Origin of the sequence: Peribacillus sp. AS_2 (assembly GCF_026891895.1) — a bacterium.
Classification (GTDB): Bacteria; Bacillota; Bacilli; order Bacillales; family DSM-1321; genus Peribacillus; species Peribacillus frigoritolerans.
Window position 1 is genome coordinate 71847 of the sequence record NZ_JAPTGA010000014.1, and the last position, 22743, is coordinate 94589.

23 protein-coding genes, 1 pseudogene and 1 riboswitch are annotated in these 22743 nt (G+C 41.8%); of the genes and pseudogenes, 16 read left to right on the plus strand and 8 right to left on the minus strand.

The window, feature by feature from the left end; all coding sequences use genetic code 11:
* The first annotated feature begins 18 nt into the window (after nt 1-18).
* The 6 genes from OTG27_RS21315 to OTG27_RS21340 all read left to right on the plus strand — a co-directional run bounded on the left by OTG27_RS21315 (nt 19) and on the right by OTG27_RS21340 (nt 6714).
* Nucleotides 19-1137 (plus strand): GerAB/ArcD/ProY family transporter, encoded by a 1119-nt coding sequence (locus OTG27_RS21315; RefSeq protein ID WP_098866163.1) that lies wholly within the window; start codon nt 19-21, stop codon nt 1135-1137.
* A 19-nt stretch (nt 1138-1156) separates the two neighbouring features.
* Complete coding sequence (locus OTG27_RS21320; RefSeq protein ID WP_063575403.1) at nt 1157-1390, plus strand: YczF family membrane protein; 234 nt, start codon at nt 1157-1159, stop codon at nt 1388-1390.
* A gap of 169 nt (nt 1391-1559) precedes the next feature.
* Nucleotides 1560-4769, plus strand: coding sequence for a DEAD/DEAH box helicase (locus tag OTG27_RS21325; protein WP_268938040.1), 3210 nt, complete (start codon nt 1560-1562; stop codon nt 4767-4769).
* Between the two features lie 383 nt (nt 4770-5152).
* Nucleotides 5153-5635, plus strand: a complete 483-nt coding sequence (locus OTG27_RS21330; protein WP_057276809.1) for a DUF2975 domain-containing protein — start codon at nt 5153-5155, stop codon at nt 5633-5635.
* Between the two features lie 10 nt (nt 5636-5645).
* A complete protein-coding gene (locus OTG27_RS21335; protein WP_034309451.1) occupies nt 5646-5867 on the plus strand; it encodes a helix-turn-helix domain-containing protein in 222 nt (73 codons plus the stop codon).
* A 55-nt stretch (nt 5868-5922) separates the two neighbouring features.
* The gene (locus OTG27_RS21340) at nt 5923-6714 is read left to right on the plus strand and encodes a DUF817 domain-containing protein (RefSeq protein WP_268938075.1); all 792 of its coding nucleotides are present in this window, start codon (nt 5923-5925) and stop codon (nt 6712-6714) included.
* Between the two features lie 82 nt (nt 6715-6796).
* On the opposite strand, the gene OTG27_RS21345 is transcribed toward OTG27_RS21340, so the two are convergent.
* Both OTG27_RS21345 and OTG27_RS21350 read right to left on the minus strand, forming a co-directional pair.
* Nucleotides 6797-7111 carry a DMT family transporter gene (locus OTG27_RS21345; RefSeq protein ID WP_268938041.1) on the minus strand — a complete coding sequence of 105 codons (315 nt, stop codon included), beginning with the start codon at nt 7109-7111 and terminating at the stop codon, nt 6797-6799.
* Nucleotides 7111-7452: a DMT family transporter gene (locus OTG27_RS21350; RefSeq protein ID WP_063575407.1), complete on the minus strand. Its 342-nt coding sequence runs from the start codon at nt 7450-7452 to the stop codon at nt 7111-7113. The genes OTG27_RS21345 and OTG27_RS21350 overlap by 1 nt, the downstream gene beginning before the upstream one ends.
* Before the next feature lie 73 nt (nt 7453-7525).
* Nucleotides 7526-7626: riboswitch (guanidine-I (ykkC/yxkD leader) on the minus strand.
* A 485-nt stretch (nt 7627-8111) separates the two neighbouring features.
* Between OTG27_RS21350 and OTG27_RS26555 the strand changes: the two genes are divergently transcribed.
* Complete coding sequence (locus OTG27_RS26555) at nt 8112-8459, plus strand: response regulator transcription factor (protein WP_308789447.1); 348 nt, start codon at nt 8112-8114, stop codon at nt 8457-8459.
* 154 nt (nt 8460-8613) lie between these two features.
* Here the strand turns inward: OTG27_RS26555 and OTG27_RS21360 are convergent, their stop codons facing one another.
* A complete protein-coding gene (locus OTG27_RS21360) occupies nt 8614-9585 on the minus strand; it encodes a DMT family transporter (RefSeq protein WP_268938042.1) in 972 nt (323 codons plus the stop codon).
* A gap of 501 nt (nt 9586-10086) precedes the next feature.
* On the opposite strand from OTG27_RS21360, the gene OTG27_RS21365 reads away from it, so the two are divergent.
* A complete protein-coding gene (locus OTG27_RS21365) occupies nt 10087-10371 on the plus strand; it encodes a transition state genes transcriptional regulator AbrB (RefSeq protein ID WP_053536026.1) in 285 nt (94 codons plus the stop codon).
* A 57-nt stretch (nt 10372-10428) separates the two neighbouring features.
* Here the strand turns inward: OTG27_RS21365 and OTG27_RS21370 are convergent, their stop codons facing one another.
* From OTG27_RS21370 to OTG27_RS21385, 4 genes are all read right to left on the minus strand, one after another.
* Nucleotides 10429-10866 (minus strand): GNAT family N-acetyltransferase, encoded by a 438-nt coding sequence (locus tag OTG27_RS21370; protein ID WP_063575409.1) that lies wholly within the window; start codon nt 10864-10866, stop codon nt 10429-10431.
* Nucleotides 10867-11195: 329 nt separating this feature from the next.
* Complete coding sequence (locus OTG27_RS21375) at nt 11196-12341, minus strand: Ger(x)C family spore germination protein (protein ID WP_268938043.1); 1146 nt, start codon at nt 12339-12341, stop codon at nt 11196-11198.
* 4 nt (nt 12342-12345) lie between these two features.
* Nucleotides 12346-13830 carry a spore germination protein gene (locus tag OTG27_RS21380; RefSeq protein WP_268938044.1) on the minus strand — a complete coding sequence of 495 codons (1485 nt, stop codon included), beginning with the start codon at nt 13828-13830 and terminating at the stop codon, nt 12346-12348.
* The gene (locus tag OTG27_RS21385; protein WP_268938045.1) at nt 13805-14905 is read right to left on the minus strand and encodes an endospore germination permease; all 1101 of its coding nucleotides are present in this window, start codon (nt 14903-14905) and stop codon (nt 13805-13807) included. Before OTG27_RS21385 ends, OTG27_RS21380 begins: the two co-directional genes overlap by 26 nt.
* Before the next feature lie 227 nt (nt 14906-15132).
* Here OTG27_RS21385 and OTG27_RS21390 point away from each other — a divergent pair, with 227 nt between their 5' ends.
* The 8 genes and pseudogenes from OTG27_RS21390 (at nt 15133) to OTG27_RS21425 (ending at nt 21983) form a co-directional block, all read left to right on the plus strand.
* A complete protein-coding gene (locus tag OTG27_RS21390; protein ID WP_063575413.1) occupies nt 15133-15657 on the plus strand; it encodes a YfiT family bacillithiol transferase in 525 nt (174 codons plus the stop codon).
* 33 nt (nt 15658-15690) lie between these two features.
* Nucleotides 15691-16203, plus strand: a complete 513-nt coding sequence (locus OTG27_RS21395) for a GNAT family N-acetyltransferase (protein ID WP_098186286.1) — start codon at nt 15691-15693, stop codon at nt 16201-16203.
* Between the two features lie 23 nt (nt 16204-16226).
* Complete coding sequence (locus OTG27_RS21400) at nt 16227-16712, plus strand: SRPBCC family protein (protein WP_268938046.1); 486 nt, start codon at nt 16227-16229, stop codon at nt 16710-16712.
* Between the two features lie 629 nt (nt 16713-17341).
* On the plus strand, nt 17342-18592 hold the full coding sequence (locus OTG27_RS21405) for an MFS transporter (protein WP_268938047.1): 1251 nt from the start codon (nt 17342-17344) through the stop codon (nt 18590-18592).
* A 99-nt stretch (nt 18593-18691) separates the two neighbouring features.
* Nucleotides 18692-18889 carry a hypothetical protein gene (locus tag OTG27_RS21410; RefSeq protein WP_231892170.1) on the plus strand — a complete coding sequence of 66 codons (198 nt, stop codon included), beginning with the start codon at nt 18692-18694 and terminating at the stop codon, nt 18887-18889.
* A gap of 664 nt (nt 18890-19553) precedes the next feature.
* Nucleotides 19554-19722: pseudogene (locus tag OTG27_RS21415) on the plus strand (methyl-accepting chemotaxis protein); the annotation flags it as partial.
* A 90-nt stretch (nt 19723-19812) separates the two neighbouring features.
* A complete protein-coding gene (locus OTG27_RS21420; RefSeq protein WP_156500257.1) occupies nt 19813-19986 on the plus strand; it encodes a hypothetical protein in 174 nt (57 codons plus the stop codon).
* Nucleotides 19987-20780: 794 nt separating this feature from the next.
* On the plus strand, nt 20781-21983 hold the full coding sequence (locus tag OTG27_RS21425) for a C40 family peptidase (RefSeq protein WP_268938048.1): 1203 nt from the start codon (nt 20781-20783) through the stop codon (nt 21981-21983).
* A gap of 5 nt (nt 21984-21988) precedes the next feature.
* Here OTG27_RS21425 and OTG27_RS21430 read toward each other — a convergent pair whose 3' ends face one another.
* Nucleotides 21989-22618 carry a poly-gamma-glutamate hydrolase family protein gene (locus tag OTG27_RS21430; protein WP_268938049.1) on the minus strand — a complete coding sequence of 210 codons (630 nt, stop codon included), beginning with the start codon at nt 22616-22618 and terminating at the stop codon, nt 21989-21991.
* Nucleotides 22619-22743: the final 125 nt, after the last annotated feature.

A 22743-nucleotide genomic window follows, 5' to 3' on the forward strand; every position in this document is an offset into this window, starting at 1 on the left:
AAAGGAAGTGGCATTCTCATGGAAAAGGCAAATATCAGCGGGTACCAGCTGTTCGTCCTTATTTTCCTGTTTGAAATGGGCAGTGCACTTTTGGTTCCGCTTGCAGGTGAAGCCAAGCAAGCTGCCTGGCTGGTCATCCTTATTGCGATGATCGGCGGATTTATATTATTTTTCATTTATTATGGCCTTTTTCAATACTACCCTGATCAGCTGTTAACGGAATTTGTACGGAATATATTGGGGAATTTTCTAGGCAGGATCGTAGCTTTTCTATATATCCTTTATTTCATCTATCTTGCTGCAAGGGTGCTAAGGGATTTCGGAGATACGCTGCTTACTTTTGCCTATCCTCATATTCCGTTATTTGTCGCAAACGCTGCATTCATTTTAGTCGTAGTGTATACGGTCCGTAAGGGGATAGAAGTAGTGACGAGGACGGGGGAATTATTCTTTGTCTTGGAGAATTTACTTTTAATGACCTTCTTTCTTCTGATTATTGCTTCAGGCATGATCCATTTAAACAACTTAAAACCCATTTTTGAAATAAGCGGGACAGAGATGGTGAAAATGGCTTTCACTAAAACCGTATTCTTTCCATTTGGTGAAATCATAGCGTTTTTAATGATTTTTCCTTATTTAAATGAACATAAGCGATTGAAAAAAATTGGAATATGGAGCTTGGCTACAAGCGGTATTTTTCTCGCGGTAATAATGGCTGTGAATGTTTCTGTACTTGGTGTGGACCTTATGACGCGTTCGCAATACCCTCTTCTTACCCTCATTCAGTCCATAGAGGTCGCTGGCTTTCTTGAACGTCTCGATGTGTACTTCTTGTTTTTGTTAATGATTGGCGGGTTCATCAAGATATGTGTATTTACTTATGTAGCGGTAACGGGTACGGCGAATGTTTTCAATGTTAAACAGCCCTCCAGACTTGCATACCCTGTTGGCATTGTCATTTTATTGATTTCGATTATTATTTCAAGCAGCTATACGGAACATATCCATGAAGGCCTGAAGGCGGTACCAAATTACATCCATCTGCCATTTCAGGTGATCATTCCATTGCTTCTCTTGATCATTGCCTTTTTTAAGAATCGAAAAAAAGGGAAGACAAGCACCAAAAAAAGTTCCTGAAAGGCGGAGTTGATCAAAAATGAAATTCTTCGGTATTACGCTTTTGCTTCTTGTCCCTTTAGTGGTCATATCTTTAGGTATGGATATTCTAATGGGATTTGATCTGGATAATTCGATCAAGCATGCCTTTAACCCATTTTTGGTGAAGGACCCCGCTGAACTTATCCTTTTTTTCATTCTTCTTGCATTCCTTGTATTCAGCTTCTTTTATCGAAAAAAAAAGAAAAAGAACAAGGGCAAAGGACAACAATGATGTTGCAATTCCTGTTGCTGAAATAGAGATGAACTCCAAATGGGGGAGTTTGTCTTTTTGCTTTTTTATAACCTTGTAAACCCATTTCATAGTATGATGATAAAATGAGCTTATTTAACAGCGGAATGTAAAATCATTCAACCAAAAACCCCGGGAGGAGGACGGCAATTTGGATATCAAATTGAATCGAAAAATCATAAAAGACATGTGCGGGGCCGTCTCCTTTAAAAGAGGGGAAGCTTTTCATCGTGCCAATAAAGTGACATTTGAAAGCTATCATCATGATGGTTGTGAAGCATCGGTTAGAGGCAAGGAAGACTTCCATGTCATGATTGAACTGGATGCAGTCGGCGGATTTCAGACGAAATGCAGCTGTCCTGCGCTAGCTTCCTTCCATAGGGATTGCCAGCATATTGCAGCCGTCCTGCTGTCGGTTTACGACCATAAGCGAGATGGAACGATTCCTGAAGGGATACGTGCAACCGGTCTTGATGCAACAGCCCATAAGGAGTTGTCAGAGGGCTTGCTTACCCTTTTCAATAATCAGCCTGTACGTAAAAGCGGTCATCAGCGCCATTTTGAAAATAGAACGATGCTTGAAGCGGAGTTTACGTGTAATCCAGTATGGATGGGAATGGAACAATATATGTTAGGACTGGAAATGAAAATCGGTTCTCTCAATGTATCGAATATCCGAGATTTCCTGAAGCGAGTCAAAGCAGGAAAGCCTGCCCAAGTGTCCCCTTCATTTATATATGACCCGGTGCTGCATTGTTTTCAGAATGAAAATGATTTAGTGCTTCAGGAGCTCATTACAGTGATATCGGATGAAAAAGTCTATGTGGACGCCCTGACGGATAAATCCGAATATACATTGGACCATCACTTATTACTTCTGCCTCCATCATCTTTTCGAAGGCTTGTCCCCATCCTTGAAGCGGCGCCAATGGTGAAGCTTGCCTATGGCGGCCTTACATTCAATGGCTTTCGTGTAACAAACGGACCGCTTCCTTTACAGTTTGACTTTACTGAAAGCGAGGACAAAGGTTATCAGCTGAATATTAAAAGGCTGCACGAGATGATCGTCATGAATGCATACACATTGGTCCTATTTGAGGGGAAATTGGTTCAGCTCGAAAATGAGGATTTCAAACGCCTTTCAGAGTTAAAGCAAATGATGGAGGATTCGGGGATGAATCAAATTCCAATCCATCATGACCAGTTAGAATTATTCCTGGACAAAGTGGTACCAGGCTTGAAAAGACTCGGTGAAGTCCATATAGCAAGATCCATCACCGAATTGTTTTTGAAGACACCGCTGGTTGCAAAGCTATACTTGGACCGAGTGAAAAACAGGCTGCTTGCCGGGCTGGAATTCCATTATGAAAATATCGTGATCAACCCTTTGGAAAAACAGGAATCCAAGGTTATGAGGGATGTTGAGAAAGAGGCAGAGATAATAAAGCTGATGGAGGATAGCCAGTTTGCCAAGACGGACGGAGGCTATTTCTTGCATAACGAAGAATTGGAGTATGAGTTCTTGTACCATATCGTTCCTAAACTCCAGAAGCTGGTGCAAATCTATGCCACTACCGCTGTAAGGAACCGAATTTCCCGTGGAAATGCTGCCCCGCGCATTAGGTTGAAAATTAAAAAAGAGCGTACTAATTGGCTCGAATTCAAATTTGAAATGGATGATATCCCAGATATACAAATACGTGAGGTCTTAGCCGCGCTTGAAGAAAAAAGGAAATACTATCGTTTAAGGAATGGATCGCTGCTTTCCCTTGAAACAAGGGAATACGAGGAAATCAATCGTTTTCTGAATGCACTGCCCGTACAGGATGAAGACCTGGAAAGCACACTGAACATGCCCCTCATAAAAGGGCTCCAGCTCCTTGACTCCGTTCATGACAGCCAGACATTCACGATGGAAGAATCATTCCGGCAGTTTTTGGATAACATCAGGAATCCGGGCGCCTTGGAGTTCACTGTGCCAAAGAGTCTGTACCCGATTTTGCGCGAGTATCAAAAAAATGGCTACAAATGGATGAAAATCCTTGCACAATACGGTTTTGGCGGGATTCTTGCTGATGATATGGGTCTGGGAAAAACACTGCAAAGCATCACGTTCATTTTATCCGAGCTACCTGACATCCGTAAGAAAAGGGTTCCGGTGCTTATTGTCTGCCCATCATCATTGACTTACAATTGGCTGAGTGAATTCACTAAATTCGCTCCTGATATACAAGCCGTCGTCGTGGATGGAGACAAGACGGAAAGGTCGAAGCTGCTTAAAGAAATGAAGGACGTGGATGTAGTGATCACTTCTTATCCATTGCTTCGGAAAGACATCAATTCGTTTGAAAAAGAGGACTTCCATACGGTGTTTTTCGATGAGGCACAGGCCTTCAAGAACCCGGTGACACAAACGGCACGAGCGGCCAAGAAGATAAAAGCGGCACATCGCTTCGCGTTGACTGGTACGCCCATCGAGAATTCACTGGAAGAGCTCTGGTCCCTTTTCCACGTCGTATTCCCTGAACTATTCATGGGGTTAAAGGAGTATAGCAACCTCTCCAGGAAGCAGATTTCCCGCAGGATCCGTCCATTTTTGCTGCGGAGAATGAAAGAGGACGTACTAGGGGAATTACCGGAAAAAATCGAGTCGCTGGAATCGATGGAACTGCTTCCCGATCAGAAGAAACTGTACGGGGCTTATCTGGCCAAGCTGCGGCATGATACGCTGAAACACCTGGACAAGGACACCCTTCGCAAAAATCGGATCAGGATCCTTGCTGGCTTGACCCGGCTTCGGCAAATATGCTGTCACCCCGCCTTGTTTGTGGACGGATATAAAGGCAGTTCAGCAAAATATGAGCAGCTGATGCGAATTGTCGAAGATTCGAAGCATTCTGGAAGACGGGTGCTGATTTTCTCGCAATTTACAAAAATGCTTACGATCATCGGCAGGGATTTGGCCATGGAAGGACAACCCTTTTTCTACCTGGATGGACAAACCCCATCAAAGGAACGTGTGGAAATCTGCAATCGGTTTAATGCGGGAGAACGGGATATATTCCTCATTTCGTTGAAAGCTGGCGGTACGGGTCTCAATCTGACGGGTGCCGATACAGTTATACTATATGACCTTTGGTGGAATCCGGCAGTTGAAGAACAAGCCGCGGACCGTGCCCATCGAATGGGGCAGAAAAATGAAGTTCAAGTCATCAAGCTTATTGCCCGTGGGACAATCGAAGAAAAAATGAATGAACTCCAAGAGAAAAAGAGACATCTTATTGAAGAAATCATCGACCCTGGAGACAAGTCGTCTTCTGCACTTACAGAAGAGGATATCAGGGAAATCCTGATGATATAAGGGTTTAGCCGAAGGTAATAAATAAATAGTTTAGTTATGGAGCATTCCTTTGTAAAGAGGAATGCTTTTTTATTTTTAAGGCACTTTTTCGTAAAGATTGTTGTTTTAAATTAAGGTTTATTGGAGCGGAAGTGCGAGACCCCACAGGCGTTTACGCCGAGGATGCTCACCGCCCGCACCAAGGAAAGCGAGCATCTGAAGTGGAAATCAACCACAACTCACTACCTGGTAAATAGCAATAAAGTATGTGGAAACAGCCATTTTTTAAAAGAATAGGATATTTCATTAACAATAATAATATAATAAAAAACAACAATGATTTATTGTAAAACGATAAAACGTATGTTAAATTAAATGGACAATAAATAAGTGAGGTGCTTTTTATGAAACTAGGAACAACACTCTTTTTAAAGATGGCTGTTATTCTTATTGGAATTCCAGTTCTTGCTTTGTGCATCTTCTTGGTGCCTGGGATAGCGAATTTTGCAGCAGAATTATATCCGGATATGGCTTATTTGAAATATCTCGTTTTAATCGATTTGTATGCATCGGCGATACCTTTTTACTTTGCCCTATATCAAGCCTTTAAACTTTTAAGCTATATTGACAAGAACAAAGCTTTCTCGGAATTATCTGTAAGAGCTTTAAAGATTATAAAAAATTGTGCAATCACAATAAGTGGCTTGTATGCGGCAGGCATGCCGCTCTTTTATCTCATCGCGGAAATGGACGACGCCCCAGGTATCATAGTAATCGGAATGGTCGTCATTTTTGCTTCAATGGTGATTGCAGTCTTTGCTGCTGTTCTTCAAAGGCTTTTACAAGAAGCCATCGATATAAAATCAGAAAATGACTTAATAGTCTGAGGTGATTAACTTGGCAATTATAATCAATATTGATGTGATGTTGGCTAAAAGGAAAATGAGTGTTACAGAACTTTCCGAGAGGGTTGGAATAACGATGGCTAATCTTTCCATATTGAAAAATGGCAAGGCAAAAGCGATTCGATTAACAACCTTAGATGCGATTTGTAAGGCTTTAGAATGTCAACCCGGGGATATTTTAGAATACCGAAATGATGAAGGCACTCAAGATTAGGATTTATAAAGGGGAGTTACTCATGAATGTAGATGAAAAAATGGAGGCACCAATCATGAGGGCACTAAAACAACTCGTTCGTTTTGGTTGGGAGCAGGCCCTATCATGCTTGTTTCCTGCCGTTATTTTTGCCTCTTTGGCTATTACAAAATTCATCCCGCTTCCCTTTCTGCCGCGGTATGACTGGCTGCTCATCATCTGCCTTATCATGCAGTGGCGGATGCTGCGTTCCGGGCTTGAAACACGGGATGAACTAAAGGTCATCACCTTGTTCCACCTTATTGGTCTTGCCCTTGAACTTTTCAAGGTACATATGGGCTCCTGGACTTATCCAGAGGAAGGATATTTCAAGATTTTTGGAGTGCCTCTGTATAGCGGATTCATGTACGCTAGTGTAGCGAGTTATCTTTGCCAGGCGTGGAGGAGGTTAAAGGTTGAACTGATCAAGTGGCCGCCGTTTTTTGTCGTTGTATCCCTTGCGCTTGCGATTTATTTGAATTTTTTCACCCACCATTATTGGATGGATGTTCGTTGGTGGCTATCTGGACTTGTCATCATCGTCTTTTGGCGAGCATGGGTCACATACGAAGTTGGTGGAACCCGTTATCGTATGCCAATCGCATTTTCTTTTGTGCTCATCGGATTTTTCATATGGATAGCCGAAAATATCGCAACGTTCTTTGGAGCTTGGGAATATCCTAACCAAACCGATGCATGGAGTCTCGTACATCTAGGAAAGGTAAGCTCATGGCTTTTACTGGTGATTGTCAGCTTTCTTATAGTAGCGACGCTAAAACAGGTTAAGGGGAATGATTCCGCTGTGATGGATGAGGGTCAATTTTTATAAGATGAATTATTCAAGTTAGATAAAAATAGTATAGACGACACATTGTGTCGTCTTTGGTTTTTTCTATGCTTTTATGTCATTCCTATGAAACAAGTTTTAATCCCACTGCTGCGCCAAGGACCATGGCTATAAAAACGACCCTGCGCCAATCTTTGGATTCCCCGTATAAGAGCATCCCGATTATCGCTCCGCCTGATGCACCGATTCCTGTCCAGATAGCGTAAGCCGTTCCCATCGGCAAGGTTTTCATGGCATAAGCAAGAAACAGGAAACTTGCTCCAAATCCGATGAATAACAGCAGTAGGGATTGGCAATTTCTGTCTTTGTGCAATTTATTGATCATCGCAACCCCAAACATCTCAAAAAGCCCCGCTAAGATTAAAGAGACCCAAGCCATTATGATTCATCCCCTTTCTCAGCCTTATCATCCGTCACTAGCTTCAAGCCGATCACCCCTGATAATAAGAGGAGGATCAATAGTGTTTTGCTCAGCTTGAAGGATTCTCCAAAGAAAAGGATTTCGGATAAAACGGTCCCGGCAGTCCCCATACCGACAAAAACGGCATATACCGTTCCGACAGGAAGCTTCCTGCCAGCCATTATCATCAAGTAAAAACTGATGATGATCGAAATGACCGTTCCAGTCCAAGCCCAAAAGTCATCCGCATGTTTTAGGCCAATCACCCAAAATACTTCAAAAAAAGCTGCAATGAATACTTTAATCCAGTTTGTGCTCATGTAATAACGCACCTCCGATTTTATTCTTTACCAAAAAAACAAAAAAAGCCCAAGAGATAACTGTTAAAACAGTTTCTCCCAGGCTTTTATCCTTCCGTGACACAGCATGCTGTGAGTTTTCTCTCGGACCAGACCAGCAATGAGACGCACTGCGGAACCCTAGAAAACCTTTGACATATACAATTACCTTTCATTATACATACTTTTTGAACTTACTCAAGGTAAAAGTTTTGCCGAATTCCATGCCGATTTATCCCTAATATCCGCATATGTCCCGTAACGTTTGCAGCTTTCATCTGAATACAGCGGTTCGAACTTTCCGGACTATATTCAAATTTGAAAAACCAGTTTTCCCATAGTTTTTTTATTTGGGTGAGTTGTGGTTGATTTCCACTCCAGATGCTCGCTTTCCTTGGTGCGGGCGGTGAGCCTCCTCGGCGTAAACGCCTGTGGGGTCTCACCTGTCCCGCTGCTCCCGCAGGAGTCTCGCACTTCCGCTCCAATCAACCATAAATAGTTTCGTTTTAAAAACAACAATCTTTACGAAAAGATAGCAACAAAGTATGTGAAAACAGCCTTTTATTTAAATAACGCAACATAAGGTACGAGGCACCTGGGGGCGAGTATTAGCGGATTGCTTTGCAATATGATGAAAAAAAGTGGATATTTCCCTTGCCGGCATTTTCAGGGACGGAAGCAATATTGTCGTGGAGAAAAAGAAATGGGATATGGTGTTGTTGGATTTAATGCTGCCAGGAATGGACGGGGAGGAGGTTCTTCGTAAAATTAGGGAGCATCATCATGTCCCTATTTTGATTATATCTGCAAAAGGAGAACAGCAAACGAAAATAAATGGATTGCGCGCTGGGGCAGATGATTTCATTACGAAGCCATTTGATATTGAAGAAGTAATGGCAAGAATAGATGCTCATATCTTTGATAGGTTTTATACAGGTGATACTGCAAGAAATAAAAAAGGAACGGGACTAGGGTTATCCATTGCGTAAAGTTTAATGAAAAAAAATGAATGGTGAGCTTTTTGCCACTCTGAAAAATCATCAATTCATCATGACCTGTCAATGGAATAAAAGAACGTAGTCTGCTTCAGTTTTCAGCTCAAAAAAGCCCCGAAATCTTATCCGGGGCTTTTTTTCTTGCTATTTAGGCATTCACTGTCCGTTTCGGGGATGGACCTTCTTTTTTATGTGATACATAGCTATGCAGGATCATTCCCATGATGACGATAAAGATGCCGAACCACGATAACGGAGAAGGAATCGGTAAAGATAGGAATAGTAATTCGCCAGCCAGGGCAAAAAGGACCTCCATCGATTGTGTTGCTTCAACTGAAGCTAATTTCTGCATATTTCCGCGTACCAAATCGGTCGCCATGAAAAAAAGGACCGTGGCGATGACTCCAGAAAATAGTGCCACCAAAAGGGATTGGAAACTCTGCATCTTCGTCGGCACACCTACTGTAAAGAAACCGTACAAGGAAAGCAAAAGCCAGAATGGAAGACTCGCCAAAGTCATTCCCAAAACCCGCTGATAAGCATCCAGACGCCCTTCGGATACTTCCATCATTTTGCGATTTCCCAAAGGGTAGGCAAACGAGGCGATGACGATCGGGATCACTCCCAGCCAAAGATCGGCCATTGAAATGTGTTTGGTATGTTCCAGCTGCATCAGGATTATGCCAAGCAGAATGATCATGGACATGAGGAGGCCTTTCACAGAAACCCTTCCTCTTTGCCTTTCGATCCCATCTTTCGTTTGGACATTTTCAAAAAACAGCGGCGCAAGCAGCGCACCCGAAATGATCGTGATTTGCCAAGTTCCGGCGATCAGCCAGCCAGGTGAGTAGGCGGACGCAAAGCATAAAGGAGCGTAAAATAACCCAAATCCGACAAAACTCCAAAGCAGCCAAGGACCCGGCTTTTCTCTCATCACTTGTAAAAGGGGACGCAGGTTTTTTCTGCTCCATACGATACACAACAGAAAGGGCACCATGAAGAAATAACGCAGCGAAGCACTCCAAATCCAACTTCCGCCAGACAGCTCCATGGCCTGATTCAAAACAAACGTAAATGCAAAAAAGAAAGCAGAACAAATACCTAATATAATCGGACGCAATTGACTCACCTCAATCTGTTTTATAAGTCAGTAAGACTCTGGAAGGATGGCAATCGTTTCGGCTTTCTGAAAAAAATTCAGATATATCCACTGTTTCAAAAGCGGAATGAATTTTCGGAATATTATAAGCGATCAATTTAAATTTTCCTTTAAAAGCAAAAGAAAATCAACAGGATTCTTTTAAGCTAGTGAAATTCATTCTTCGTGATTCGACATGAAATGAAAAGAAAGCTTTTTGGAATTAAATGAAGGCGTTTCCACTTGAGAATTTAAATTAGAAATATATACCAAATGAAGAAGCGGTAAACGTTGTCCTGACGCGTGTTATGAAGGAATTGCTAATATTTTATATAAAAATCATATAGAGGCAGATAGTATAAGAAGATACGAGAATTGACGAATATGGTAGGTAGTGGTATCTTAATAGAAGTGCAAATAATGTCGAATGGTGACGAAATATATAAATGCAACATTCGCAAGAAAGTTAGTGGGGTAAATTAAATGAAATCTACAGGTATTGTACGTAAAGTTGACGAATTAGGGCGGGTAGTCATTCCAATTGAACTGCGCCGAACATTAGGAATTAATGAGAAAGACGCTCTGGAGATTTATGTAGAACAAGAGCGCATCATCCTTCAAAAATATAAACCAAACATGACTTGTCAGGTAACAGGTGAAGTTTCCGATGACAATATGAAACTTGCTGACGGTAAATTAATACTTAGCCCAGAAGGTGCCGAACTTCTAATTAAAGAAATTCAAGCCAGCATGGAAACTGCTAAATAATTAATATACTAGATAAATAGCATCCAAGTGTAGGGAGATTTCCCTACACTTTTTTTATTAAATGGTGAAATAATAAAAATGGTTCGATTCACGGGCGAAACCAATCTTTTCATAAAGTCTCTGTGCTTTCACATTATCCTGGCCAGTCTCCAGTGAAACCCCTTTAGCACCTGTTTCACGCGCAAAACCGATGGCCGCGTTCAATAACTCCTCGCCAAATCCCTTTTTACGGGCGGACTCCTTCACGAATAAATCATTCAATATCCATGACCGCATCATACTCACAGACGAAAACGAAGGATACAATTGTACAAAACCAATTGGATTTCCTTCATCAAACGCCATAAAAACCACAGACTCCCCTTTTGTCAGCCTTTCCCTTAAAAACTCCCTTGCACAACCAGGATCAGAGGTTTGCTCATAAAAAACCCTGTATAAATCAAAAAGTTCCGCCAGTGATTCCAGCTCATGTAATGTAGCCTTCTGTATGCTCATAAATGGCCCCCTAAATGTTAGAATACTCTAAATTTACCATTTAACCATGCTATCCGCCAAATTCCGGACCGCATTTTCCAGCCCCCTAAATCAGGATGGAGCTCAAAAAGGCACCATCCTGATTTTTTCGGCTATAAACCCAAGGTGAGCAGCAAACTTATGAGATATCAGCGTTTACTCGTGAGTTTAGTCGATTTACTCGTGAGTTTGGAGCAAATACTCGTGAAAATGGTACAAATACTCGTGAATTAAGCCGATTTACTCGTGAATTCAACATTATCCAATAATATTGGGTACTATAAATTCCAAACCGAATCCTCAAATCTTCATTATTCCAGTGGTTTAGCCTCTAAGCCACCTGTGTTAAGGATATGTACCTTTACGTTTATATCATGTATTGAATCCTTATCTAAATAATCCTTAGGCTCCTTTAAATGATTCTTTTGCCAGTATTTTATCTCTTTGATATAAAGGGCTTTGCCTAGGTTTAAAGGGTCCGCGTTCTTTTGGAGCCCTGTTTTAAACGTTGATAGGATTTCCTTTTTTATTTGGCTTTCGAATTTCCGTTTTATTTTGTCGATATCGATTTGGGTATCAAGCCCCAGTATTTTGCCGGAAACGTCAATTTCAATATCGAATTTGTACTTGCCATCCTTTAGAACAGGTTTCACTTTATGAGTCGGATGGGAAAAAGAGGCATAGATATCTTGCTTATTCATTGTGATGTTCACTGGAGTTTTGTTGGTCCTTTTAGTGAGCCAGCGTAAACCGCTCAGTTCTTTTTCAGAGAACCAGGGCTGGGACACTTTATAGTAAATGATAAATGCACCATCCATATAGAGGCTTTTTCGCTTTTTATCTTTTTCCTTCCAAACTTTATCGTTCCAGGAAATGGAGGGTAATATGGTGGTAGATGCTTTTTCCCGCTGGTCAGAGTAATACCTTTGGACTGTAATGGGTTGGATGAATGATATGATCCGGTATACATCATCCGGAAAATATAATGTCGTGTATAAAGGTGATAAATTAAAAAAGCCGTTAATGGAGAAAAGCTCATCCATGGAATTTTTTGTGGCAAAGATATTGGATGAGTATCTGAGTAATTGGTTTCTGTATATATAATCCACTATTTCTGTGCTTTGCCGGTTCAAAACATTTTCACTGATTACAAATGTGGATACATGCCCTAAATAGAGAGACTGTTGAGTATTGCTCATTAGTTTATTAATGGCGATCGAAATCGACGGTCCTTTTTGTTTCCCTACATATACGGGAGGGGCTTGCGTCGGCTTTGCCTCCGTTTTAGCTACCGCAGCGAAGTCTACAAGTTGCGTATAGACTATGTATTCCCCATCTTTGAAATCTATCCCGATGGCCGTTATATAATGGAAGTCCTGGATCGTTTTTTCATCCCAACAGCCTGAAAGAAATAGGAGTAATTGCAGGGTCAACCAAATTTTACAGATGCGGAACATTGCCTTACTGCCCCTTTCTGGTTTTATCATTAGCGGCCAAGGATCGTTTGCTCATTGAATTCCATGGCGACTTCAGGAATGAATCCAGGAGTTTTGTGATTCTTGGCGGGTTCATTCCGCCAATATATGAAACACCGAATGAATCAAGCCTGGATAGTAAAGTGACAATGGAAAGGAAACCGATTATCAAGCCGTAGATTCCATAAATGCAGCTTAGTAACAGTACAAACATTCGCAGAACGGTAACGGCACCAGTTAAAGACTGGTTTACAAGTGTATAAGATGCAACAGAGGTTACGGCAGTGACGACAAGCATGGTTTGTGAAGTCAGTCCTGCCCTTATCGCCGCATCACCGACAATCAGGCCTCCTACAACCGCAACTGTCTGCCCAACCGCTTTAGGTAACCTGACCCCGGATTCACGGAATAATTCAAATAAAATGAGCATGAGAATGAATTCCATCGTGGCAGATAAGGGAAGCCCCAGCCTTGAAAGGGTTATGGTGGCCAGTAATGGGAACGGCACCTGTTCAATATTGAAAGCGGAAATGGAGATCCAAAACCCCGGCAATAAAACGGTAATGCCAAGCCCCATAAAGCGAAGAAGTCGCTCAAGGCTTACAAATAGATAAGGAAGATTCGAATCTTCTGCGGTTTTTATTTGCAATAGTAAGGTAGAAGGGGCCACGATTACCGTTGGCATGCCATCCACGATTAGAATGAATCTTCCTTGATTGAGTGCTTCGACTACGAAATCAGGGCGACTCGTATAATGAGTGAGTGGAAATATACTATATTTACTGTTAGTGATCAATTCCTCCAATTGTTGGCTGCTCACCAATATATCTAAATCAAGGGAGTTAATTTCCGTTCTTACATTTTTAATGAGTTCTTTATTGATGATGTCATCCATGTACATCAGTCCGACTTTCGTTTGACTGCGCCTGCCAACGATAAACTCTTCATAGGCAAGCGACTTTGTTTTTAGCCGCTTTCTGATTAAAGCCGTATTGATGGAAATGTCCTCGACAAACCCATCTCTTGGCCCTCTTACCGAGACCTCGAAGGAAGACTCCTCGGGCTGCCGGTTCGGCACGTTGGACAATTCGATTGAAAATAACTCTTGGACTGAGGGTATGAATAATAAGGCATGCCCGGAGAAAATCAGCTGCTGGACGTTATTGAATTCACTATCGATGGTTACTTTCCTGAGGTCTATCAAGGGTTTTAGCTTATTGATTGATTCTTCGGCATCGATGTTCTCATCCAATTCCATCATTTTGTTTAACTTTTCCAAAATCCCTTCGTTCAGTAAACTTATGTCGGCCATACCCGAGCAGTAAAAAATAAGGACAGTAATGGGTCTTTCGGTTTCTCCGATATAAATCATTTCAAACTTGATATCTGAGCTTGAACTGAATAACTCCCGAAATGTTTCCTCCCTTAATTCTAAGAGGGGTGGCTCATTTTTGGATCGTTTCATTCGCATGTCGTTTCCCCTCCTTAGATCTGATGAAAGTGCCGATAAACAAAAAGGCGGACAACAGTAACAGGAAATAAAAAGCGCCAGGATAGTAGAATGTCTGGCTTATATGCAAGAACTTGAAATTACTGAATGGTACGATGGAGATGACGACCATCAGAAAACCTACAGCGAAAAGAATTCCATGCTTCACATTATTAGTTTTTCCTTTAAAGACTTCCATTATTAAGAATAACGCCATTGAAACACGGATATAGGCACCAGCAAGCCATTGGTAAATGGAAAAGAAGTCTGTATGTTCAATATATTTACCAATTGTCAGCAAACGCCATTGTTCATAGGCGGGGTACCTCATGACTTCGGCTAAGTTCGGCCCGAATTCAGCGAGTGCTGCTGTTAATGGACCAAGAAGTAAAAATACTAGTCCAAGGCATAAGAATACTAATACCTTTATCTTGAGCTTATCCGAAAGTTTCTCTTGAAAAAAAACGATTAAAATCAGTTCGGCAAGGCCATAACCAGAATATTGAAGGGTTTTTATGCCATGAAAATAGCCATTCTCGAAAAGGGGAAGGAGGTGGCTATAGTCTTTTGTCGGTATATTTCCGGTCGCAACGAAAATGCCAAGAATGACGACTATTGGCAATAATACAGACGAGCAAATGGCGATGGACCGCATACCAGAATGGGCAAGAAAAATGCATAGCAGCGTAAACGGAATGATAATCGCTAAACTTGGGGTTTCAAAAAGAAAGCTTGTCGTGATCCAATCAATCGTTTCCTTTGTAGTGGCCAAAACAAGACTGATCAGATAAATTACGATAAAGAATAAAGCGATATTTTTAATGTGTTTTCCAAATCTATTTTCAAGCCAATCCGTCAGGGATTGATTATTCATATTCTTGATTATTCTCGATAATATATAGGCCCAAATCGGGATCAATCCAATAGTTAGGATAGAAAAAAACCAAGCATCCCTTCCGCCGGTGGATAGGAGGAAAGGGATCAAAATAACGTGATTAAGAAGGCCGATTGATAAAAAGAAGATGCTAAGGGTTTGTATCGAACTGATTTTTTTCAAGATGATCCTATCCCCATTTCCATTGTTTAAAGATGGATTGATGTACATGCCATTCATTTGTTTATGGTTGCTAAATATGGAAATAGTATTCGTGCTAATGTAGTGGGATAAATTTCCTGGTGTTTAGTGATGAGTAGTAGAGCAAAGCAAAGTATGCCGGAAAAAGGATTTGTCTTAATCGATAAAGAATATATATAGATGCTGTTTTTATTGAACATCAAGGGGGAATGAAGTTGGATTTAAGATACCCGGTCGGGAAGTTTCAGATTGACGGGGAAATTACTTGTGGTATAGCCGAGGCGTGGCTCAAAGAGATTAAAGCTTTGCCTCGGATGCTGCGTGAAGCGGTAGGTAACATGGATGATGAACAGCTTGATACGGCTTATCGGCCTGGAGGATGGACGGTCCGTCAGGTGGTGCATCATGTTGCCGATAGTCATATGAATGCGTATATTCGCTTCAAATTGGCCCTTACGGAAGAAAGTCCTGTCATTAAAACGTACGAGGAGGGGCAATGGGCTGAGCTGCCTGATTATGATTTGCCGATTGAAGTATCTCTATCACTGCTCGAAAGTATACATATCCGAATGTGTAAACTTTTATCGGACCTTCATGCTGATGACCTGAGCCGGACCTTCATCCATCCTGATTCAGGAAAGGTGACTGTCGGTGAAAATATAGGCATTTATGCTTGGCACGGACGACATCATCTGGCTCATATTACTTCTTTATCAAAGCGCCAGGGATGGTGAATCTATTATATCTTCTAAAAGGTTGTGATTACTTTGAATGCCGATGTGAAAATCGAACAATTAACATCAATTGGATACCATCTTAATGAACTTTCCGACCTTTTGGTTCAGGTGGTGGATGATGGTGCGTCCATCGGTTTTTTACCACCCATGAAACAGTCTGAGGCCGTCGATTACTGGGGTAGTGCCATGAATCGTGATGTGATTCTGTTGGTCGCAAAGTTACAGGGTAAGATTGTCGGGAGTGTACAGTTACATTTATGTTCAAAGCAAAATGGCGGCCATCGAGCGGAAATCGCAAAATTAATGACACATACTGGTTATAGAAGAAATGGCATAGGACGATCACTCATGCTAGAGGCTGAGAAGAAGGCCAAGCAGGAAGGGCGGACATTATTGGTCCTTGATACGAGGGAAGGAGATCCTTCAAATCTCCTGTATACCTCATTGGGATATATTCAGGCAGGCAGGATTCCTGATTATGCGAAATCTGCAAATGGTGAATTCCAACCGACCATTTTTTATTATAAAAATAATCTCGGGTAACGAATTGAGTGGGGGGAGTCCAAGTGCAAGCTGTAATCGAAAAAGAAGGTAATGGGATTATCGCAAGATTCGATCGCCTGCTCAATCATCCGGTTGAAAAGGTATGGGGTGCTTTAACGGAGAATGATAAGGTGGAAAAGTGGATGTCCAACCTGGAAATGAAGGACCTCCGAAAAGATGGGACGATAAAATTCAATTTCAATGATGGGTCAGGGAAATCTTTTGATATGAAGATCAGGGACTTCCGGGAATCTGCCGTTTTAGATTTTGAATGGGGGGACGGCTGGGTTCGTTTCGAGGTATCCCCTGAAAAGGATGGATGCTCATTGGTATTGAAAGAATCCATCACGCCAGTTAATGATCATACATCAAAAGATTTGGCAGGCTGGCATATTTGCCTTGAAATGTTTAGTGATTTACTTGATGGACACCATCAGGACTTCCCAATGGATGAATGGGAAAAATGGCATAAGGAATATACGGCCGCCGTCAAACGAATGGATGGATAATGGATGTGTGACATGCAGCAGGATACATAAGGAAGCGGAATGATGAATTTCGGCCGAAGCCGAAATGATGCTTCTGCCAGATGGAAGTTTTTTATTGATATTCCAGTTGGTACCATGATAAGATGACTTTAACTTTTGAGAAATGGAGGTTTTCCTTGTGACATTTATCAGACTGCGTTTCCAATCTTTGAACCGTTAATTGAATACGTTCAAGAGCTCTGCCGTCCGCAGGGTAAATGGGAATGGTCTGTCTATTTTTAAGGAAACCTTCATTTTACGCATTTAAGAAAAAAGAGACGATTTCAACTCTTTTTTGTGTCCCGCTGAAGCCGGGGCAACCTTTGTGATCAAAGGTTTTCACGATTTCAATTGACTATAAAATGGAAGAATTATAAGGGGAGAATTACTTTACCTATCCAAGGGTCATTTTGGATAAGTGTAAGATCCTCCATTGTATTGACCAAACTGAAGGCCAGTGGGAGATTGATTTTTTTATCGTTAAAATACTCATCCTCTCAGGTTTCTTTAGATAGGTTCTGATCCATTTACTCTAAACACAGGCAAATAGCCTGTGTTTTTTTTAGGGCATCAAGAAAAAAATATTGAAAATAGAATGAGGTGTTTAAGAGATGAAATCATTAAATGATCAAGTAAAGGACAATTGGAAAAAGAATATCACTCTTTTTCTAGGCAGTCAGACGATATCCCTCTTTGGTTCGTCCTTGGTCCAGTATGCCATCATGTGGTATATCACGTTGAATACACAGTCGGGTGTCATGATGACGATATCCATCGTTTGTGGTTTCGTGCCCACCTTCATACTCTCCCCAATCGCGGGGGTATGGGCAGACCGCTATAATCGGAAGATACTGATCATTCTTTCGGATTCTTTGATTGCCATTTCGACGCTCGTATTGGCCATCTTGTTTTTAATCGGCTACGATGAGCTTTGGCTGCTTTTCGTCATGTCCGCTGTCCGTGCGATCGGAACTGGGATCCAGACTCCGGCAGTAGGGGCCATTCTCCCGCAACTTGTTCCAGAGGATAAGCTTACGAAGGTGAACGGGACAAATGGAAGCATTCAAGCGCTAGTGATGCTCGTTTCCCCCATGGTGAGCGGCGCGCTGCTTACGATGGCTTCAATCGAAACCATTTTCTTCATTGATGTGATTACAGCTGCAATTGCCATCTTCACATTGCTGGCCTTTTTGAAAATTCCAGCACATGCGAAGGCATTACAAAAGCAAACAACCAGCTATTTCACCGATTTGCAAGAAGGCTTCAGTTATATCAGGAATCACGACTTTCTTAAGAAGTTCTTTATGTTTTTCGCATTTTTCTTCGTGCTTGCCGCACCAGTTGCATTCCTAACTCCGCTTCAGGTCACACGCTCTTTCGGGAATGATGTATGGCGGTTGACTGCGATAGAAATCACCTTTGCCATCGGTATGATGCTAGGCGGTATTTTCATGGCTTCCTGGGGAGGCTTTAAAAACAAGATCCATACGATGACACTTGCAAGCCTTATAATTGGTGCCTGTACTTTCGCTCTTGGAATCATCCCCGTTTTTTGGATTTACTTGATCATCATGGGGGTAGTGGGATTGGCGATGCCCATTTTTAATACGCCGTCCATGGTCTTGTTACAGGAGAAGATCGAGGGTGATCTTCTTGGGAGGGTATTTGGTGTTTTAGGAATGATCTCGACTTCCATGATGCCCCTGGGAATGCTTGTATTCGGACCGATATCCGACCTCATTAAAATTGAATGGCTCCTTATAGGAACGGGTATATTGCTGTTCATTCAAGGTTTTTTCCTACTGGGCAGCAAAGTGTTGGTCGAAGCCGGTAAACCTATCCCAAAAGATGCCTCCGAGTAATGGGGAAAGGAACGACATGTCAGGCTGAAGGGTTTTTCCGCATGCCGGATATTTATTCTTGTAGAAAGATGATACATGAAAGTCATAAAGGAGGAAAAGATGGGTTTTTTGGGAAATTTATTTAATTGGATGGTAGTTATCGGAATGATTCTGCTTATAGGACGATTGATTACGATGCTGTTCTTATTTCTGGAAATTCCATTTACGACCTTTTTTAAGGACTACAGTCTCATTTCGATCATCATTTTAATAATAGGTGCAATTGGACAGCAATTCACCAAGACGGGTAGAAAGTAAAATGAGTTATCACCTTTCCTTCATGAAAAGAATCAGCTTCGAATTCACTAGACCGAGATATTCTAATGTCGGTCTAGTTTTTTATTTAAAAAATGTTTCAGTTGATTTCAGAAATCCGCTCCCTTTCCGCCGACAGTCTGCCAAGCCTCCTCGACGCAAGCGTCTGCGGTGTCTCGTCTAGCCAGTTATTCGGCAGGAGTGTCGCAAATTTCTTCAATCGATTAAGGATTATAGTAAAGAAACATGAAGGATAAACTAGTTTACTTTTAAAATCTTGGTTCGGGCGAGAGCAATTCGAAACTTCCTTTTCCGAAAAATTGATGGAACCGCCGGACTGTATACGAATTGGAGTAGAAGAGCCAGTTTCCCTACAATGTTTCTTAAAAAAGAAGTTCCAGTTGATTGGAACGTAAGGTACCTGACCCCTGGGGGAAAAGCGTGGCCAAGGGGAGACCCCGCAGGCGAGCGCCGAGGAGGCTCACGGATCGCCTCTGGATAAGCGAGTGCCTGGAGTGGAAATCATTACACATACCCCTTTTCGGAAATCGCTCCCTTACCGCCGACTGCCTGCCAAGCCTTCACAGCATGCACTAGTGGGGTCCCGGCCCTTGTAAAGCGAGTGTCTGGAGGCAACGTTTCACATTTTACAATGGGCATTGTTTTTCGGGTCACGAATGCCATATCGAAAATATCGGAACAAACCAATTTATTATCTTTGAATGCATCTTTAGAAGCTGCAAGGGCAGGTGAGTCCGGCAAAGGTTTTGCTGTCGTGGCGAATGAAGTAAGGAGCTTGGCTGATGGTTCAAAAGAAGCTACAAAAAACATTCAAGCAATCATCCAAAGCATTCTGTCAGATACAGAGGAATTGCTAAAAAACGACCAATGAAACGAACCAAATCCGCAAGGATCAGAAAAATGCCGTGAGCACGGTAAGTGAAGCCATGAAAGAGCTGGAAGATTCCGTAGGGAAAATATCCAATTCGATTCAGGAGCAAGCTGCTTCTTCCAATGAACTTGCTCAATATACACAGCAGCTTACACAGTTAATAAATGATTTGGAGCAGACGTTAGGGGAATTCCAGATAGAGAAGTAGGGAATAACAAGTGTTGCAAAAAGGGAGGCCATTACAGTGGTTTCCTTTTTTGTTAGATTGCCATTACATCATTCTAAAGAGGTGAATCGCTGGGACATCTCTTTATGATGGACATATTCAATGGAAGTACAAAAGTACAATTTAGAGGATCGGGTCAAGTATCCATGCTTTTTTTACAAAGGGGAATAATATATAGGAATCGGACAAGTCGGCACGGATATTAAAAGCTTGCACAACTTTATATGGGATAGATTCATAGTAAAGAGAGGGAAATGCCATTTAGCTTTCCCTTTATTTACTTCTGCTAGATGATGGGTGATACCAATGGATTTGGGTTCCTGATCAAAAACCCGTCGCCTTCGTTATCAATTTTCGTTGTTATCATGCAAAACCTCAAATACGTTTCCCCTCCAAAACTATATCTTCCATTTTTATCAAACTCCTATATCGTCATCCTCATCATAAATAGGGCAAGCCGTATATAAACGACTTTATCATGACCGGGATTTCTCTAATCTACCTTTATCCATACTGCCAAGATAAATAAAATCCTTTAGGAATTCTTCGATTTCCAACTTTTATCGATGGGGTATAGGAATAAAGTTTGCTTTTGTTGTGTTTAATTGAATCTGACTGTTTGTTTTTAGGGAAAGTAGACTGAAAGTTTCATTTATTTTACCGATAATATAATTGCCGTAGACATTAAGGCTCATTTGATTAAGTGGATGATAGGATAGAAGGTTCATATGATGGTATTTACTTGAACATTATAAATATAAAAAAGGAAGGTTAAAATGTTTAATGGAAAAATAAGCTGTATGATACTGACATTGGTATTCATGGTTAGTTTCATTTTCTTACCTGGTTTAAAGGCCGAGGCTGCAGATCCTGTGCATACTGTAAGCTCTGGCGAAACGGTGGAATCGATTGCCAAGACATATGATATATCGGCAGAGCAATTGATGAAGACGAATGGTTTACCGGATGATAAGTTATTTGCGGGCCAAAAGTTGACGATCATTCAAACGGCGTATACCCCTTCCATCTATCAATGGTCGGAGAGAGGGAAAAAAATTGCGAAATATGCGAGATCTTTCATAGGGTTTAAAAAGACAGCCGGAGAGGAAACGCCTGAAAAAGGGTTCGATTCGAGCGGATTGATCCATTGGGTGCTGTCCCGGCAAAATGTGCCGGTCGACCGTTTGACAGTAGATGGTTTTTATAAGCAAGGGATGGATACAGTCACTCCGAAAACTGGGGATATAATATTCTTTTTGGAAAAAGACAGCTTAAAAGTCGTGACTGCGGGTATTTATGTCGGCGAAAACCAATTTGTCCATTCTGGATATGGTGCAGAAACGGTTCAGGTGAGATCCACCACAGAAGATTACTTTGCAAAATACCAAGTGGAGTACAAAACATACACGCCTAAAGGAGAGCATATCGTCCAAATGGGAGAAACGCTTAATAGTATATCTGAGCATTACAGCATTTCCATGAGTGCAATCAAAAGCCGCAACGCTTTAAATACCGATGAGTTGATGCAGGGGCAGTACCTTCAACTATACAGCAACCCGCTATTTCCGTTTTATGTAAACCAGGAGGCTGCATATGATAAAGCATATGATGTCATCAAGTATGCATACACTTTACGCGGATTCACCTATGTTTTCGGGGGAGAAGATCCAATGACCGGAATGGATTGCAGCGGCTTCATTTATTGGGTCATGAAGGAGCAGGGCCTTTCTGTAAAACGAGATTCCGCAGAGGATTACTTCTCATTGGTGCCCAAAGTCGATAATCCGAAGGCCGGGGATTTAGTATTTTTTAGGGACACGGGAACAAGGGTGGGTGTGACCCATGTAGGAATTTATCTGGGTGATGGCCGTTTTCTAAATTCAACGGAAAACACCGGCGTTCATATCTCCAACCTTTCGTCAGGTTATTTTGCCGAGAAATTCGAAAGCTTCGGTCAAGCCGAAAGCCTCATCGACTAAGAAGGTCATTCAACCTGTTTATATTCAAGAGTGGCTTTTTCAATGGCAGTAACGAACCGTTTAAGAAGATTACAGTGATTGACCCTGTTCTTACTGGTAAAGTCATCACCTTTGAAAAAGCTTTTTCTGAGCTTTGTGGAAAGTTCCAATTGTACGCCTGCGCCCGTTTTGGATGTGTTGGTGATGTTGTTTCCATTCATGCCTGAAAGGTGCTGCGGTGCATGATCAGTTTGAAATCCAGCTTTGTTGAGGCATTGCTGAATAAGGTTCTTATATGGTTCGTTCCTTCCGCCAATGTAAACCAGCCCATTATGTACGTCGTAGTGGCCATGGATCGAAAGGGTGGTCTGAGCGTTCGCTGCCATTGAAACGCCGCTCGGTTCATTGAATAAGCGGGATGGTATATGGAGGACCTGGTTGCCCCTTGGCTTTAGGCCTTCGAATAGGTAGGTGCTTGCACAAAGTTTCTCTCCAAGTGCGGCTGCAACTTCACTCGTGCCTGGTTCGATATTCCCGCCATGGATGGCTAGAACTGCAATATCAGGATTCCTGTGATGAACGATGATGCGGTAATCAAGGTATTCTAGTTCATTTTCCTGCAATTCAAAAAAATCGGTATAGCTATTTTCAATCATGGTAATCCTCCGTATCTGTGGTGTATCTAATCTTCCATACCCATTGACTGCAAAAATAAAGGCTCTTTTCGTAAAGATTGTTGTTTTTAAAACGAAACTATCTAAGGTTGATTGGAGCGGAAGTG

Bases quoted from the DNA above. Each gene is read 5' to 3' on its own strand.
- OTG27_RS21315 (WP_098866163.1), top strand. From the start codon at position 19: ATGGAAAAGGCAAATATCAGCGGGTACCAGCTGTTCGTCCTTATTTTC.
- OTG27_RS21320 (WP_063575403.1), top strand. From the start codon at position 1,157: ATGAAATTCTTCGGTATTACGCTTTTGCTTCTTGTCCCTTTAGTGGTC.
- OTG27_RS21330 (WP_057276809.1), top strand. From the start codon at position 5,153: ATGAAACTAGGAACAACACTCTTTTTAAAGATGGCTGTTATTCTTATT.
- OTG27_RS21340 (WP_268938075.1), top strand. From the start codon at position 5,923: ATGAGGGCACTAAAACAACTCGTTCGTTTTGGTTGGGAGCAGGCCCTA.
- OTG27_RS21345 (WP_268938041.1), bottom strand. From the start codon at position 7,111: ATGGCTTGGGTCTCTTTAATCTTAGCGGGGCTTTTTGAGATGTTTGGG.
- OTG27_RS21350 (WP_063575407.1), bottom strand. From the start codon at position 7,452: ATGAGCACAAACTGGATTAAAGTATTCATTGCAGCTTTTTTTGAAGTA.
- OTG27_RS21365 (WP_053536026.1), top strand. From the start codon at position 10,087: ATGAAATCTACAGGTATTGTACGTAAAGTTGACGAATTAGGGCGGGTA.
- OTG27_RS21370 (WP_063575409.1), bottom strand. From the start codon at position 10,866: ATGAGCATACAGAAGGCTACATTACATGAGCTGGAATCACTGGCGGAA.
- OTG27_RS21375 (WP_268938043.1), bottom strand. From the start codon at position 12,341: ATGTTCCGCATCTGTAAAATTTGGTTGACCCTGCAATTACTCCTATTT.
- OTG27_RS21380 (WP_268938044.1), bottom strand. From the start codon at position 13,830: ATGCGAATGAAACGATCCAAAAATGAGCCACCCCTCTTAGAATTAAGG.
- OTG27_RS21390 (WP_063575413.1), top strand. From the start codon at position 15,133: ATGAAGTTGGATTTAAGATACCCGGTCGGGAAGTTTCAGATTGACGGG.
- OTG27_RS21405 (WP_268938047.1), top strand. From the start codon at position 17,342: ATGAAATCATTAAATGATCAAGTAAAGGACAATTGGAAAAAGAATATC.
- OTG27_RS21410 (WP_231892170.1), top strand. From the start codon at position 18,692: ATGGGTTTTTTGGGAAATTTATTTAATTGGATGGTAGTTATCGGAATG.
- OTG27_RS21425 (WP_268938048.1), top strand. From the start codon at position 20,781: ATGTTTAATGGAAAAATAAGCTGTATGATACTGACATTGGTATTCATG.
- OTG27_RS21430 (WP_268938049.1), bottom strand. From the start codon at position 22,618: ATGATTGAAAATAGCTATACCGATTTTTTTGAATTGCAGGAAAATGAA.